The organism is Streptomyces sp. NPDC047853 (assembly GCF_043204535.1).
Lineage (GTDB): Bacteria > Actinomycetota > Actinomycetes > Streptomycetales > Streptomycetaceae > Streptomyces.
Genome location: NZ_JBIDCI010000008.1, coordinates 203,296 through 217,295 on the forward strand (window position 1 = coordinate 203,296; position 14,000 = coordinate 217,295).

At 73.1% G+C, this 14,000-nt stretch carries 13 protein-coding genes; 5 read left to right on the top strand and 8 right to left on the bottom strand.

Annotation, left to right across the window (positions count from 1 at the left end; all coding sequences use genetic code 11):
• Positions 1–20 precede the first annotated feature (20 nt).
• Complete coding sequence (locus ACGF5T_RS17590) at positions 21–893, bottom strand: sigma factor (protein WP_366767087.1); 873 nt, start codon at positions 891–893, stop codon at positions 21–23.
• A 185-nt stretch (positions 894–1,078) separates the two neighbouring features.
• Positions 1,079–2,455, bottom strand: a complete 1,377-nt coding sequence (locus tag ACGF5T_RS17595; protein WP_366767088.1) for an NAD(P)/FAD-dependent oxidoreductase — start codon at positions 2,453–2,455, stop codon at positions 1,079–1,081.
• Between the two features lie 322 nt (positions 2,456–2,777).
• Here ACGF5T_RS17595 and ACGF5T_RS17600 point away from each other — a divergent pair, with 322 nt between their 5' ends.
• Positions 2,778–3,500, top strand: coding sequence for an alpha/beta hydrolase (locus ACGF5T_RS17600; protein WP_356611578.1), 723 nt, complete (start codon positions 2,778–2,780; stop codon positions 3,498–3,500).
• Positions 3,501–3,716: 216 nt separating this feature from the next.
• Here the strand turns inward: ACGF5T_RS17600 and ACGF5T_RS17605 are convergent, their stop codons facing one another.
• Together ACGF5T_RS17605 and ACGF5T_RS17610 are read right to left on the bottom strand one after the other, a co-directional pair.
• A complete protein-coding gene (locus tag ACGF5T_RS17605) occupies positions 3,717–4,937 on the bottom strand; it encodes a serine hydrolase domain-containing protein (protein WP_366769003.1) in 1,221 nt (406 codons plus the stop codon).
• Between the two features lie 145 nt (positions 4,938–5,082).
• Positions 5,083–5,883 carry an endonuclease/exonuclease/phosphatase family protein gene (locus ACGF5T_RS17610; protein ID WP_366769004.1) on the bottom strand — a complete coding sequence of 267 codons (801 nt, stop codon included), beginning with the start codon at positions 5,881–5,883 and terminating at the stop codon, positions 5,083–5,085.
• A 202-nt stretch (positions 5,884–6,085) separates the two neighbouring features.
• On the opposite strand from ACGF5T_RS17610, the gene ACGF5T_RS17615 reads away from it, so the two are divergent.
• A complete protein-coding gene (locus ACGF5T_RS17615) occupies positions 6,086–8,608 on the top strand; it encodes an SCO7613 C-terminal domain-containing membrane protein (RefSeq protein WP_366769005.1) in 2,523 nt (840 codons plus the stop codon).
• Positions 8,609–8,725: 117 nt separating this feature from the next.
• Here ACGF5T_RS17615 and ACGF5T_RS17620 read toward each other — a convergent pair whose 3' ends face one another.
• Together ACGF5T_RS17620 and ACGF5T_RS17625 are read right to left on the bottom strand one after the other, a co-directional pair.
• Positions 8,726–10,444: an acyl-CoA dehydrogenase family protein gene (locus tag ACGF5T_RS17620; protein ID WP_361013254.1), complete on the bottom strand. Its 1,719-nt coding sequence runs from the start codon at positions 10,442–10,444 to the stop codon at positions 8,726–8,728.
• Positions 10,445–10,532: 88 nt separating this feature from the next.
• Positions 10,533–11,105 carry a PadR family transcriptional regulator gene (locus ACGF5T_RS17625; RefSeq protein WP_366769006.1) on the bottom strand — a complete coding sequence of 191 codons (573 nt, stop codon included), beginning with the start codon at positions 11,103–11,105 and terminating at the stop codon, positions 10,533–10,535.
• Between the two features lie 104 nt (positions 11,106–11,209).
• Between ACGF5T_RS17625 and ACGF5T_RS17630 the strand changes: the two genes are divergently transcribed.
• Complete coding sequence (locus tag ACGF5T_RS17630; protein ID WP_366769007.1) at positions 11,210–11,575, top strand: hypothetical protein; 366 nt, start codon at positions 11,210–11,212, stop codon at positions 11,573–11,575.
• Between the two features lie 8 nt (positions 11,576–11,583).
• Complete coding sequence (locus ACGF5T_RS17635; RefSeq protein ID WP_366769008.1) at positions 11,584–11,850, top strand: hypothetical protein; 267 nt, start codon at positions 11,584–11,586, stop codon at positions 11,848–11,850.
• A gap of 129 nt (positions 11,851–11,979) precedes the next feature.
• On the opposite strand, the gene ACGF5T_RS17640 is transcribed toward ACGF5T_RS17635, so the two are convergent.
• Together ACGF5T_RS17640 and ACGF5T_RS17645 are read right to left on the bottom strand one after the other, a co-directional pair.
• Complete coding sequence (locus ACGF5T_RS17640; protein ID WP_356611564.1) at positions 11,980–12,561, bottom strand: hypothetical protein; 582 nt, start codon at positions 12,559–12,561, stop codon at positions 11,980–11,982.
• Positions 12,562–12,594: 33 nt separating this feature from the next.
• Complete coding sequence (locus tag ACGF5T_RS17645) at positions 12,595–12,855, bottom strand: hypothetical protein (RefSeq protein WP_356611562.1); 261 nt, start codon at positions 12,853–12,855, stop codon at positions 12,595–12,597.
• Positions 12,856–13,092: 237 nt separating this feature from the next.
• Between ACGF5T_RS17645 and ACGF5T_RS17650 the strand changes: the two genes are divergently transcribed.
• Positions 13,093–13,935, top strand: coding sequence for an alpha/beta hydrolase (locus tag ACGF5T_RS17650; protein WP_356611561.1), 843 nt, complete (start codon positions 13,093–13,095; stop codon positions 13,933–13,935).
• Positions 13,936–14,000: the final 65 nt, after the last annotated feature.

Consider the following 14,000-nt stretch of genomic DNA (forward strand, 5'->3'; position numbering starts at 1 on the left):
GCGTCCAAGGCGCCCGCGTCTCAGGCGTCGGAGGGGCGCGGGCGGTTCCACTCGCGCAGTTTGTCGGGGTTGAGGACCACCCAGACCTGCACCACGTGCGAGCCGGCGATGTCGAGGGTGATGACGGCCGCGACCTGGTCGTCGTAGCGGGCGACGAGGCCCGCGCGCCCGTTGACGGAGTGGGTGTCCAGGGTGGTGCGGGGGTGGCGGGAGAGCAGCGTCAACAGGCTCCGGGCGACCCGTTCGCCGCCGTCGACCGGACGGCTCAGGGCGCGGAGCTTGCCGCCCCCGTCGAAGTAGGCGGTGGCGTCGGGGGCCAGCAGGGAAGCCAGCCGGCCGCTGTCCGCGTCGGCGCACGCCTGCCGTACGGCGTTCACGACCTCTGCGTGCCTGCGGGGCGAGGTGGGGTGTGCGCCCTGGGCGCGCAGGCTCCGGCGGGCCCGGTCCGCCAGCTCGGCGCACTGCGGTTCCGACTGCCCGACGACGCCCGCGACCGTGCCCGGCGAGGCCCCGAAGACGTCGTTGAGCACGAAGGCCGCCCGCTCCGCCGGCGCGAGGGACTCCAGTGCCCGCAACAGCACCGCACTGGCCTCGTCCTCGACCCCCGTCTCCCGGACCTCGGTGTCCGGCCGGGGCCGCCGTGCTTCCTCGCCCCGGTCGGGCAGGGTCAGCCGGTCCAGGCAGATGCCGCCCACCACCTGTGTCAGCCAGGCCCTCGGCGTGGTGACCCGCGCCCGCTGCCCGTCCGTGAGCCCGTACCACTGGCGGTACGCCTCGTCGACGACACCCTCGGCCGAGACCCGGCTGCCCAGCATCCAGTGGGCGACCTCCAGCAAGTGCCGTCGCTCGTCGAGCAGTTCCGCGATCGGCACCGCCTCACCGGCGTGTTCCATGTCGCTGCCTCCACTCGAACGGACCTCGGGCGCCACTGCCGCGGCGGCGGGCGCGGGCCGCCCTCCGCGGGGTGCCACGCCCAGCGTGCAGCGGTCGCTACGGTGTCCTCTTCTTCTTGTCGGTATGGAAGGTGGACCGGGCAGGGGCACGGGTTGTGACACCGCTCCCACCACGCCCCGCGGAGTCAGTGCCGAGCCCTGTCACGGTCGCCTCGTTCGGCGCCGGCGCTCGTGGCCCCCTCGCCGGGCCGTGGGGCCCCGTGGGAGACGAAGGCCTCCCGTGGGCGCTGGACCGAGGCGAGGGAGACGATGTCCCGGCCGAAGAGGGCGGCGGTGATCCACACGGCGAGGACACGGGCCTTGCGTTCCCAGCTCGGTACGGCGAGGACGTGGTAGCCGCGGTGCATCAGCCAGGCCGGGAACCCCTTGATCACCAGGCGTCGGTACTGGAAGACGCCCCGCCCCAGCCCCAGGGTCGCCACCACCCCCAGGCTGCGGTGCACGTAGTCCTTGGTCGGCCGGCCGCGCAGCGACGCCAGGATGTTCTTCGCCAGGCGCTTGCCCTGGCGGACCGCGTGCTGCGCGTTGGGCACCGTACGGGCCCCCGGACGCCCCACCGCGAGGTCCGGCACCGACGCGTCGTCGCCCGCGGCCCAGACGTCCGGCACCGCCTCGGTGTCCGTGCCGACCCTGAGGTCCGCGCGGACGGTGAGCAGGCCCCGCTCGTCCACCGGCAGGTCGGTGTGGTTGTGCACGATCGGGTTGGCGGCGTTGCCCGCCGTCCACACGATCAGACCCGAGTCGTAGGCGACGCCGTCGGACAGCTCTACGTGTCCGTCCTCGGCGGAGACGAGCTGGGTGTTCAGGTGGACCCGCGCGCCCCGTTTCTCCAGCGACCGCACCACCCACTCGCCGGGACCGTCGGTGACCTCGGGCAGGATCCGTCCCCGCGCCTCGACCAGGTGGAAGGAGAGTTCCTCCGCGCCGATCTCCGGGTAGCGCCGCAGCAGCGCCGTCGCCAGGGCCAGCAGCTCCCCGAAGCCCTCCACGCCGGAGAAGCCGCCACCGACGACGGTGACGGTCAGCAGCTTCCGGCGCTCCGGACCGTGCGGCAGGGTCGCCGCGCGGTCGAACGAGGTGAGCAGGCGGTCGCGGATCGCCACCGCCTCCTCGACGTGCTTCAGGCCGTACGCCTCCTCGCTCAGCCCCGGTATGGGGAAGGTGCGGGTGACCGCGCCCGCCGTCACCACCAGGACGTCGTAGTGGAGGTCGAAGTCCGGCCCGCTGTCCGGGCGGACCGTGACCGTGCGCGCCGCGTTGCGGATCTCGGTGACCGAGCCCGCGATCAGCCGGGTCCGGTGCAGGTGCCGGCGCAGCGACACCGCCGCGTGCCGCGCCTCGACGGACCCGGCGACCACCTCGGGCAGGAACGGCTGGTACGTCATGTAGGGGCGAGGGTCGACGACGGTGACCCGTGCCTCGCCCCGGCGCAGCTTCTTCTCCAGGCCCCACGCGGTGTAGAAGCCGGCGTAGCCGCCGCCCACGATCAAGATCTCTCGCACGGTGTCCTCTGTTCCTGTCGGCGTCCTGGAGAAGGACCGGTCGCCCGCGAGGCGGGACCGGTCGTCCGTGAAGAGGACCGGTCGGACCCGCCCGTTGTGACAGGCGCGAGCCGGACCGGTGGGAGGCGGGCCGCGGCGTCTGCGCGAAGAATGCGTTGGCGGGCCGCGGTGGGCCGTTGCTACGCTCCCCGAGGCCGTGCGGATGCAGGAGGAGGTGGTACCCGTGAACGCAGTATCGACATGGGTGCTCCCCTTCGGGGTCACGGTCGGGCGATAGGTCGCCCGGGAGCGCCGTTCACGCGCACTCCCGAAAGGCACGACCATGCAGTTCACTTCCGAGCGGCGCCTGGACGACGGCGTCCTCGAGCGCGAGTTCACCCTCGGAGAGATCCCCGGCACCCTGTGGACGTCCGGATCCGCGCCGGCCCCGCTGGTCCTCATGGCCCACAACAACGGTCTGCCCAAGGCCGACCCCCGGCTGGTGGCCCGGGCCAGGTACACCGCGGCGCGCGGCTACGCGGTGGCCACCATCGACGCCGCCGGGTGCGGTGACCGTCCTCGGTCCGCCGCGGACGAGCGGGCCCGTGCCGACCTTCGGCGGGCGATGCGGGCCGGCGAGCCGGTCGACGAGATCTTCGAGTCCGTCATCGGCCCGCTGGTCGAGAACGCGGTCCCGGAATGGCGGGCCGCACTGGACGCCCTCCTGGAACTGCCCGACACCGGCGGAGCGGTCGGGTACTCCGGGGGGTGGACGGCCCTCGGCATCCGGCTGGTGGTGGCCGAGCCGCGCATCGCGGCCGCGGGCTTCTTCGCCGGGGGGTACGTGCCCCGCGCCCAGCGCGAGGAGGCCCGGCGGGTCACCGTTCCGCTGCTGTTCCTGTTGCAGTGGGACGACGAGGGGAACCCCCGGCAACGCGCCCTGGAGCTGTTCGACGCCTTCGGCAGCGAGGAGAAGACGCTGCACGCGAATACGGGAGGGCACACCGGCACCCCGTGGTTCGAGCTGGAGGACGGATGCCGGTTCCTGGACCGGCACCTGAAGTGACGCCGCGCGTCCCACGGGCGGCGGACGGCGGGCGGTGCGGTCGCGGGAAGGCCGTCGTCGAGGACCGTCCCGGGCCCTGAGCGGCAGCGCCCGCCGGCTCCACGACCGCCCCGGCCCGCCGGTACCGCCCGTGAGCGGTACCGGCGGGCCGGGCCGTGCTCGGCCGTCGGCCGGCGCCCCGCGTGCGACCGTTCCCGGTCACCCGGCGGGACCGTGTCAGTGCCGTACGACCTGCGGAGCGATGTCCTCGGTGACGCCCCCGCCGGCGGCGGAGCGGGCGAGGGTGCTCGCACGGGTCGGGTCGGTGCCGCAGAACGCGGCCTCGAGGGTCCCGCCGAGGATGGTGTTCACCGTGCCGTTGTTGGAGGTGTTGGCCATCGACGTCATCCGGCGCTTGCCGTCGGCCGTCGTGAACGCGTAGGTGTAGTAGCCCTGGACGGTGCCGGTGTGGCCGTAGACGGTCACGCCGCAGGAGAGCTTGCGGCCACGCAGTCCGAGTCCGTAGGACTGGGTGCCGTCCGCGTTGACCGGGACCAGGCTCATCATCTCCCGCAGCTGCGCCGGAGCGACGAGCTTGCCGGTGACGAGGGCGGCGAAGAAGCGGTTCAGGTCGGAGGAGCTGGAGATGACCGCGCCGGCCGACTGGGCCCAGGAGACGGTCTGTTCGGTCGAGTCCACCAGCGGCAGCGTGGTGTCGTCCTCGCGGACGTAGCCCCGCGCGTACGAACCGGTGAGGGTCGTCCGCGGGTGCACGTACGAGGTGTTCCGCAGGCCGAGCGGCTTGAAGATCCGCTGCTCGTACTGCGCGGCCATCGGCTGACCCGTGAGGTGCTCGATCATCTGCCCCAGCACCACGAAGTTGGTGTTGGAGTAGCTGTAGGCGGCACCGGGCTCGTTGGTCGGGGCGTGAGCGGTCGAGAGGTCGATCAGCTCCTGGTACGTGAACACCTTGTTCCGCACGGCCTCGAAGCCCGGAACGGTGTGGTAGAACATGTCGTTCGTGTAGTCCCACAGTCCACTGCGGTGGCTCAGCAGGTGGCGCACGGTGATGCGGTCGTCCGGCAGTGCCTCGGGAAGGTAGTCGTTCGCCGGCGCGTCCAGGTCGAGGCGGCCCTCGGCGACGAGCTGCATCAGCACGACGGTGGTGAAGCTCTTGCTGACGCTGCCGACCCGGAACCTGCGGTCGGCGTCCATGTCCGTCCCGGCAGCCCGGTCCGCCTTGCCCATGGAGAGCCGGTAGACCGCGGAGCCGGAGTCGATCCGGGTGAGGGCGCCGGGCGCCCCGGCGGCCATCGCCTGCTTCTGCACGGCGAGGACACCGGTGAGCGAGGGCTGGGGAAGTGTGGGGGTGGATTCCGCGACGGCCGGCGAGGCGGTGACCAGGGCGGCCACCATCGCGGAGCCTACGAGCGCGAGGCTCGTGTTTCTGATGCGCATCCGATTCTCTCTACGTGTGATCGGGCGGAGGCCCTGGACTCCGTTCAGGAACTGTGAATCCCGTCTGTACAAGGGCGTGTTGCCGCACCTTGTCCGCGCGACGGACGTGATCTCCAGGGCGCTCAGAACGATAGCCCAGACCGGATCACGCGAGGTCGAGGTCGGCGTACAACTGGTGGTGGTCGGAGTAGCGGGAGGGGTGCACGCGGTGCTCGCCGGGGGCGATGCCGCGCAGGAAGACGTAGTCGAACTTGCTCTGCCAGTCCGTGGTCACCCCGCAGGTGCCGGCGGCGGTGCGCGTGGGATGGCACCGGGGGTCCGTGTCGACGGCCAGGGCCCACAGGCGCGAGAGTTCGGGGGCGTCCGGCACCGCGTTGAAGTCGCCGAGGACGACGGCGCGTTCGTGCCGGGCGACCTCGGTGGCGAGCACGGCGGCCTGCGCCGCCCGGAAGGACTCCTGCCGGCGCTGGGCGAGGTGCGTGTTGAAGACCCGGATCTCCTGGCCGCCGATCTCGGTGGTGACCGCCATGTAGCCGCGGTCCTCGGAGCCGCCCTCGGGGTACTCCTTGCTGACGCGGTCGGTCATGGGCGCGGCGGAGAGGACGGCCTGGCCGAACGCGCCCGGGTTCCACGGCGTTCCCCCGCAGCGGCTCCGCTTCTCCAGGACCATCCCGTACTCGACGTGGTAGACGAGTCCGTGGATGTTCTCCAGGTGCTCCCGGATCGCCTCGACGTCCCGCACGCAGGCTTCCTGCACGCCGAGGACCTGAGGGGCGAAGGAGGCGATCTCCGCGGCCCGGTGGACGTTGCTCTCCTTGCAGGGGTTGCAGAGGTTCCACGTCATGACGCGGTTCGCCACCACGTCCCGCACGGGCTCCACGGGCCGGCCGGAGTCGGGGCCGCCGGAAGAACCGGAGCCGACGAGGATCACGCAGAGTACGGCCATCGCCCCCACGAACCACCGTGTCCCTCTAGCGAGCACCATCGCCTCCCCCGGTGTCGACGCGCGGAGCGTCCGCCGTCCTCCCACACGAGGTTATGGGACGGGCCCCTTCCGTCACAGGCGGGGTCTCGGGGGTGCGTACCTGAGTAGGGACTGAGTACCCGCGCTCATGTCCGGTGGGGTGACGGGGAGCACACTCCGTGGCATGACGAACCTTCCGCCCCCGGCCGAGGAGCTGCGGCTTCTCGACGCCGAGTTGTGGCACCTGGACGCCCGACGGGCCGTCCTGCTGCGGCGCCGTGCCTGGCTGCTCGACACGCTACGGGCCGCGTCCGCGGCCGGAGGCGGCCGGGTCCACGGGACCACGCCACCCGTGTGGCCGGTGCGGGACGCCGCCGCACACCGGCCGGAGACCACCGCGCCCGGCGTGCAGAACGTGCTGCTGGTCCTCGGTGGCGTGCTGCTCACGGTCGCCGCGATCGCCTTCACCCTGGTCGGCTGGGGCCACATGGGGATCGTCGGACGGTCGCTGGTGCTCGGCGCGGTGACCGTCGGCGCGCTGGGTGCGCCGGTGCTGCTGCTGCGGCGCGGACTGGAGTCCACGGCCGAGGCGGTCGCCTGCCTCGGTCTCGCCCTGACCGTGCTCGACGCCTACGCACTGCGCGAAGTGGTGTGGACCGGCACGGACGCGCTGACGTACACGGCCGCCGCGTCGGCGCTGCTGGCGGGAGCCTGGGCCGCCTACGGGCCGGCCGTGTCCGCCCTCGTGCCGGCGGCCGCGCACGGCGACGGGGGCGGGAACGCGGATCAGGACGGTGTCCGGGGTGAGGACGGGCCCGGTGCCGAAGGCCATGGGCCGGGACGGGCTGTGCTCCGTCTCCCCCTCCCGCTGGCGACGGCCACCGCCCATCTCCCCCTGCTCCTGTGGGCGCTGGCCGCCGGCGCGGGTGCCCACACGGTCACGGCCGCGCTGTTGGCCACCGCGGCAGCCGGCACCGCCGTCGCGCTGCGGGCGCCGGCGCTGCCGGTCCGTATCGTCGCGGTCGTCGGCTCGCTCTGCACCGGCGTGGTGGGGGTCGTCTCGGCGGGCCTGCTCGGGTGGAGCGCGGACGGTCCTGGTGCCGCCGCGCCGTCGGCGGTGCTGCTGCTCCTCGCCGCGGCCCTCGCCCTGGTGGCGGCCCGGTCCGTCCGGGAGCCCGGTGTCGCCGTGGCCGCCGCGACCGCCGCGGGGCTGTGCGCGATCGCCGGAGCGGGCGGGGTGCTGCGGGCGTCGCTGCCGGGAGTGTGGACGGTGCCGGGGTATCTGGTCTGCGGTGCGGCTCTGCTCGCGGCCGTGCGCACACCCCTCGACCGGGCGTCCCGCCGGGGGCTCGTACTCGCCTCGCTGACCGTCCAGGGCCTCGCGGTGCTGTGGTCCGTGCCGCTGGTCGCCGGGACGCTCCTCGGTCCGGTGACCGGGCTGGAGCGGCCCTGGTCCGGTGTGCCGCGTGACTTCCGGGCCGCCGTGTTCCAGGACGTGCCCTGGCCCCCCGACGCGGCCACCGTGCCGCTCGTCCTCGCCGTCGTCGCGGGCGCATGGACGGTGGTGGCCCGGCGCCGCGCGCAGGAGTGGCCGCTCGCGGCGGTGGGGGCGATCGTCCTGGGCTGGGCGACGCTGCTGGTCCTGCCAGGCGTCCTGGAACTGCCCTACGGGGCGGGCCTGGTGGCGCAGGGTGCTCTGGTCGTGGCCGCGCTGGGTGGTGCGGAGCGGGCCCGTCGTGCGGTCGGCGGCACGTCGCCGCTGATGCTCACGGCCCTGGTGCTGGCCCTGGTCACCTCCGTCGATCTCGTCCTGGTCTCGCTGGCGTCGGAACCGGTGACGATCGGCGTGCTCGTGGCGGCGACCCTCGCGTTCGGCGCCGCCGCCGCGCGCCCGGGGTTCGGCCCGTTCGCCGCGCCCGCCGCCTTCGTCCACGCCACCGCGCTGGCCTGCGCCATCGGGGCGTCCGCCGGTTGGCATCCGCCGCGGACCGCGCTGCTGGTCCTGCTCGTGCCCGCCGTCGCGGCCCTCGTGGCGGCCCTCCCGGTGGGCCGCGCCACGGCCGTGTCCGCCGAAGGGGCGGGCGCGGCGGCGGGGCTGCTCGCCCTCGCCCTGGCCGCGACCGACCCGCCGATGCTGGCGCTGGTGCTCTCCCTCTGCGGACTCGTGGCGGCCGGGACCGCCCTCCGCCCGGACCGGCGGCCGGCCGCCCAGGTCGCCGCCGTACTGCTCCTGCTCGCCACCTGGGTGCGGTGGGCGGCCTGGGACGTCACCACTCCGGAGGCCTACACCCTGCCGGTGACCGTGCCCGCACTCGTCGTCGGTTTCCTGAGGCGCCGCCGCGACCCGGACCTCTCCTCCTGGCTCGCGTACGGCGCCGGCCTGGCCGTCACCGCCGTGCCGAGCCTGCTCATGACGTGGGGCGACCCGCACTGGCTCCGGCCCCTGCTGCTCGGTACCGCGGCCCTGGCCGTCACCCTGGCCGGAGCCCGCCACCGACTCCAGGCGCCGCTCGTCCTCGGGGGGACCGTGCTCGCCCTGGTGGCACTGCACGAACTCGCCCCGTACGCCGCCCAGGTCGTCGGCGCGCTGCCCCGGTGGGCGCCTCCCGCACTGGCCGGACTGGTGCTGCTCGCGCTGGGCGCCACCTACGAGCAGCGCCTGCGCGACGCGCGGCGGGTACGGGAGGCTCTCGGGCGGCTCCACTAGCGCCTGCCCGACGGGGCCGGGAGCCCCGTCGCGCCCCGGCGGACGCGGCGGCGGTCACTCGAACGTGACGGCTCCGGTACCGGCCCCGCGCGCCGGTACCGGTGCCGCCCGTGTCGGCTACGGGGCCATCTCGTAGGCGCCGGACAGCGCTTCGACCCGCTCCCAGACGCGCGCCGAGCGCGCCTCGTCGACGACGGGCCGCCGGACGGCGCCGAGGGCCCAGTCCTGCTGGAGCCGCGTGGCGGAGTCCTTGCCGTGGAGCTCCACGGCGTGGTGCGAGAAGTCGCGGACGAGGACGGCGAACAGCTCGTCGAGCACGTCCTCGTCGAGGCCGGTCGACTCGGCCTGTTCCAGGATCAGCTGACCGTGCACGACGAGGGCGAACAGCTGGCCCACGGAGAGCAGCAGGTCCAGGTCGCGGCTCTGCTGCTCGTCGGGTGCCGCGGTGGTGACGAACGTGCACAGGGCGTCGGCCTGTTCCCGGAAGCGGGCCACGTTCGGCACCCCGGCGTAGGTGTCGAAGGCGGTGCGCCAGTCGTGGAACCGGATGGAGCCGAGCCCGCGGGCCGGGCCCTGCCGGAAGAGGAAGGTGTCGTCGCCCGCGTCGAGACGGGTCGGGACCGGCGGGTGATCCACGGGGTCGAGGAGGTGGTTGCGCAGGAACTTCAGGATGAGCGCCAGGTTGACGTGGACCGTGCCCTCGAGCTTGGGCAGGCTCCGGATCTCGACCGCGGCCTGGGCGAAGTAGGTGTCCTTCTCGAACCCCTTGGCGGCGATGACGTCCCACATCAGGTCGACGACCTTCTCGCCCTCGGTGGTGACCTTCATCTTGGTCATCGGGTTGAAGAGCAGGTAGCGGCGGTCGTCAGGCCCGGCGGACCGGAAGTAGTCGACGGCCCGGTCGCTGAACAGCTTCATGCCGACCAGGCGGACGTAGGCGTCGATCAGCTCACGCCGGACGTGCGGGAAGGCGGTGACGGGGCGGCCGTACAGGATGCGGTGGTGGGCGTGGGTGACGGCCTCGTACATGGCGTGTTCGCAGATGCCGATCGAGGCGGTGCACAGGTTGAACTTGCCGACGTTGACGGTGTTCAGGGCGGCGTCGAAGGCGGCACGCCCGGTGTGCAGCACGTCCTGGGGCCCGACCGGGTAGTTCTCCAGGCGGAACTCGCTGACGTACTTGGAGGAGTCGACGACGTTCTTGACCAGGCGGTAGTCGGGGTGACGGCTGTCGGCGGCGAAGAAGACGTAGCCCTCCGGCCCCTCGACGTCGGTGCGGCGGCCGAACACCGACACGAGCCCGGCGGCGTTGCCGTTGCCGATGTAGTACTTGGAGCCGGTCGCCCGGAAGCCTCCCTCCCCGTCGGGTTCCAGCAGCATGTCGGTGGAGTAGATGTCGGCGCCGTGGCTCTTCTCGGAGAGGCCGAACGCGAACACCTCGCCCCGGGAGAGCAGTTCGGCCGCCCGGGCGCGGGCGTCGGCGTTGTCGCTCTGCCAGACGGGGCCGAGGCCGAGGATGGTGACCTGCCAGGCGTACCAGTAGTCGAGGCCGTAGAACCCGAGGATCTCGTTGAGGGCGGCGATGCGGGCGGTGTCCCAGCGCTGGTCCGGCCGGTCGCCGTCGGCCTCGGGGGTGAGGAAGGTGGCGAAGAGGCCCTCCTTCGCTGCGAAGGCGAGGAAGTCCTCCAGCCACGCGCGGGAGCGGTAGTCCTCGATCAGCCTGCGCTTGCCGCGCGCCTCGAACCAGTCGACCGTGGCGCGCAGCAGCCTGCGCGTCTCCGGGTCGAAGTGCGCCGGGTCGTAGGTGCGGGGGTTGAACAGGAGTTGGTCGGCCATGAGGGGTGCCTTCCGGGGATCGGGTCGGACGGGGCCCGACGGATACGGGTGGGACGGGTAACGGGGTGGGTGCGGGCGGCGTTCGGGGTCAGCCCCGGCCGCCGCGCGGCGCGGCGCGGAGTCTGTGCAGGGTGTCGAGGACGTCGTCGAGCCACGCGATGGTCATCCGCTCGAAGGCGATGCCGCCGCGCAGCACGACGTGCTGGAGCTCCCGGCCGGCGTCGAGCGACCGCGGTGGGCCGGGAGCGCCGAAGTCCCTTACCTCACCGGCGAGGTAGCGGCGGAGGCGGTCGTCGTGTGCCTCGCGGTGGCGTTCGACCTCGGTGATCAGCGAGGACGGGTCGCCGAAGGCCGCGCCGCGGATCTTCACGGCCAGCTCGTGCCGGATGCTCTCCGGCTGGACCGGCTCGTGCAGCCATGCGGCGAGTGCCGCGCGGCCCGGCGGCGCGACGGAGTACTCCTTCTTGTCCGGTCTCCCCCGCTGCGCCACTTCGCGGACGTCCAGCAGGCCGTCCGCCTCCATGCGCCTGAGCACGCGGTAGATCTGCTGGTGGGTCGCGGTCCAGAAGTACCCGATGGACCGTTCGAAGCGGCGCGCGAGCTCGTAGCCCGAGCCAGGTTGTTCCAGCAGGGAGACGAGGATCGCGTGTTCGAGCGCCATGCTCCGGATCTTTCTATGCAACTTGTTGCATAGACAAGCCGCCGAGCTGCGATGAGACACGCCTCACTCGCCTGCCGGGGGCACCGCCCGGGGGGGACGACGACATGACGCAATTTCAGGAACAGCCGCGTACACGCGGTTCCGGCCGGCCGCACCCGTTGACCCGACGCGTCGTCGCGGTGCTGGGCTGCTGCCTCGCCGGTGTCACGGCGGTCACGGCGTGCGGCGGCGGTGACGGCTCGGGAACGGCCGGCTCCACCACGAGCACGAGCAGCACGCCCACGACGATCGTGACCAGCTCCGAGCCGGCCATCGACACCCTGCTGGAGGCCGGGACGCCACCCACCGAGCCCGAGCCCGCGTTCACGGCTGTGGTCGTCTGCTTCACGGCCGTGGCCCTGGTGCTCGCGGGCGATCCCTCGTCCTCCGATGTGGCCACCAGTCTCGACCTGGCCCACCGTGACGTCTGACGGTTCCGTTGTCGTCCGCTCTGGCGGGCCTGGCCGTCGTGTGGCCGTGGCTGGCCTCGCACTGGGGGCGGTTGTGGGGCGCGGGAGGGCCGGGGAGCGGGGAAGCCGGTGGTCCGGCCGGCCGGAAGGCCGACGGACTCGGCCGGCGGGCGCGAGCCGCGGTGATCGCGCTGCCCGCCGTCGCCCTGGCCGTGGCCCTGCTGCCTTCGACCGGTGCCGTCGAACGGGACCCGGCGCTCCGCCCGGCGGCCTCGGCCGCGGAAGCGGACCGCTGACCGTTGCCGGACCTCAGGAACGGCGACCGGCCGGGTCCGCGAGCCTCCACGGGCCCACCCGGGGGCCTCCCATGCTGTTCACAGCGTTTTTCACACCGTGTGGACGCAGCGCCGGGCGAACGCGGGACCTCAGGATCGCTCGGCGCGGTAGAGACCCCGGCCGGACCTGCGGATACGGGACGCACCCACGAGGCGGTCGAGCGTGCTGCGGACCGCGTTGATGCTGCCGCTGTCACTGTCCCGGCCCAGGGCCGCCGCGACGTCACGGGCGCGCACGTCCACGTCGCCGACACCGGCGAAGTAGTCGAGGATCTGCTCGGTCAGCCTGCCGTAGCCACGCTGGTCCGGCTCCGCGCCGGTCCCGGAGGGGCGCTGCTTCCCGGTGGCCCGGCGTCCCGACCGCCGGTCGGCGGGTGTCCGCGTCGCGTCCGGACCGGGGGCCTGTGCGGGGGCGGCGGTCCGGGCCGCGGTCTCCTCGGCGGGTGCCGCTGCCGCCGGTGCGCCGGAAACGGCAGGCGCCTCGGCGGCCGACGGGGCCCGCATCAGCACCTCGAGCGCGCTGAGCGCCCGCTGGACGGAGCCGAGATGGGCCACCACCGCCGCCAGTTCCCTCTCCAGCGCCTGCTTCTGGAGTTCGAGGCGCGCCAGGTCTTCCTGGAGACTCTCCGCGGTGACCTCGATGTTGTGCGCGGCGCCGGTTGCCGAGACCATGTGTTCCTCTCATCCTCGACTCTTCCCCGGCCATCATAGGCCGCGGCCGAACTCCGGGTTCCCTTGACAGGCGTCGAGAGGATGCCTCATCAATTGTTGCCACTGTTGGGACGTCAACGCAACAGGCGTGCGGTACATCCTGTGCAGCCTCTCCGAGATCGCCGCCATGCGTGTGTCGATCAGGTGGATCGCCTCCTGGAGCATGCTGATCCGCGCCTCCAGCAGGGCTGACTCGGCTGCCAGGGAGACACTGACGACAGCGGGATCGGGGGTCTGGCCGGGGTCCGCGGGCATGGTGCGTCCTTCGTTGCGACTGGGCCTGGGTGCGCTGCAGAAGCGTAGGCACAGGCTCGGTGGCGCGGCGACACCGGTACGGCGTGAGGAAACACAATCACCGCCATCCGTCACAAGATGAACATGTGCCCTGTCATAAGGGCGAAAGCCGCACACAGGCTCTCTGCCGGACCACGGCATCACCGTCGCCCGGGCACACCAACGGCTCGGCCGATCAACCCCGAAGAGGTTTCCCCCATGAACCGTCGTTCCCTCCTCCGGCGTGTCCGCATGCCGCTCTCCCTCGCGGTCACCGCCGGTGGTGCCGCGGCGCTGCTCGCCACGTCGGTCGCCCCGGCCGGCGCGGACAGCGGACCGTCCTCGCAGCACCGCAAGCCCACCGTCGTACTGGTGCACGGCGCTTTCGCCGACTCCTCCAGCTGGGACGGGGTCGTGAAGGAGCTCAAGCGTGACGGCTACCCGGTGGTCGCCGCCGCCAACCCGCTGCGCGGACTGAGCACCGACGCCGACTACGTCAGGCAGGTCGTGGCCGGCATCGAGGGGCCGGTGATCCTCGTCGGGCACTCCTACGGCGGTGCGGTCATCAGCAACGCGGCCCGGGGCGCCGACAACGTGAAGGCACTGGTCTACGCCGCCGCCTTCATGCCCGACAAGGGAGAGAGCGCGCTGCAGCTGGCGTCGAAGTACCCCGGCAGCTCGCTGGGGCAGGCCCTGCACCCGGTCCCGATCACGCACCCCGACGGCACCGAGGACGCGGACCTCTACATCCAGCAGCCCAAGTTCCGCGGCCAGTTCGCCGCGGACGTGGCACGGAGCACCGCCGACCTCATGGCGGTGGCCCAGCGGCCCGTGACCAACTCCGCGCTGGAGGAGGCCTCGGGAGAGCCCGCCTGGAAGACGATCCCGTCCTGGGCGCTCGTGGCCACCGAGGACCTCAACATCCCGGCGAAGACGCAGCGCTTCATGGCCGAACGGGCCGGGGCCCGCACGGAGGAGGTCCGGGCGTCGCACGCGGTGGGCGTGTCCCAGCCCGACGACGTCGCCCGGCTCATCGGGAAGGCGGCACGGACGGTCCGATGACCGACCGGTGACCCGGGAGGGCGGAGTGGCGAGGGATCGCCGCTCCGCCCTTTCGCTGCGCCGCC

What these genes read in the sequence shown, in the direction of transcription:
- ACGF5T_RS17590 (WP_366767087.1), bottom strand. Translation starts at nt 893, where the DNA reads ATGGAACACGCCGGTGAGGCGGTGCCGATCGCGGAACTGCTCGACGAG.
- ACGF5T_RS17600 (WP_356611578.1), top strand. Translation starts at nt 2,778, where the DNA reads ATGCAGTTCACTTCCGAGCGGCGCCTGGACGACGGCGTCCTCGAGCGC.
- ACGF5T_RS17605 (WP_366769003.1), bottom strand. Translation starts at nt 4,937, where the DNA reads ATGCGCATCAGAAACACGAGCCTCGCGCTCGTAGGCTCCGCGATGGTG.
- ACGF5T_RS17610 (WP_366769004.1), bottom strand. Translation starts at nt 5,883, where the DNA reads ATGGCCGTACTCTGCGTGATCCTCGTCGGCTCCGGTTCTTCCGGCGGC.
- ACGF5T_RS17615 (WP_366769005.1), top strand. Translation starts at nt 6,086, where the DNA reads ATGACGAACCTTCCGCCCCCGGCCGAGGAGCTGCGGCTTCTCGACGCC.
- ACGF5T_RS17620 (WP_361013254.1), bottom strand. Translation starts at nt 10,444, where the DNA reads ATGGCCGACCAACTCCTGTTCAACCCCCGCACCTACGACCCGGCGCAC.
- ACGF5T_RS17625 (WP_366769006.1), bottom strand. Translation starts at nt 11,105, where the DNA reads ATGGCGCTCGAACACGCGATCCTCGTCTCCCTGCTGGAACAACCTGGC.
- ACGF5T_RS17630 (WP_366769007.1), top strand. Translation starts at nt 11,210, where the DNA reads ATGACGCAATTTCAGGAACAGCCGCGTACACGCGGTTCCGGCCGGCCG.
- ACGF5T_RS17640 (WP_356611564.1), bottom strand. Translation starts at nt 12,561, where the DNA reads ATGGTCTCGGCAACCGGCGCCGCGCACAACATCGAGGTCACCGCGGAG.
- ACGF5T_RS17645 (WP_356611562.1), bottom strand. Translation starts at nt 12,855, where the DNA reads ATGCCCGCGGACCCCGGCCAGACCCCCGATCCCGCTGTCGTCAGTGTC.
- ACGF5T_RS17650 (WP_356611561.1), top strand. Translation starts at nt 13,093, where the DNA reads ATGAACCGTCGTTCCCTCCTCCGGCGTGTCCGCATGCCGCTCTCCCTC.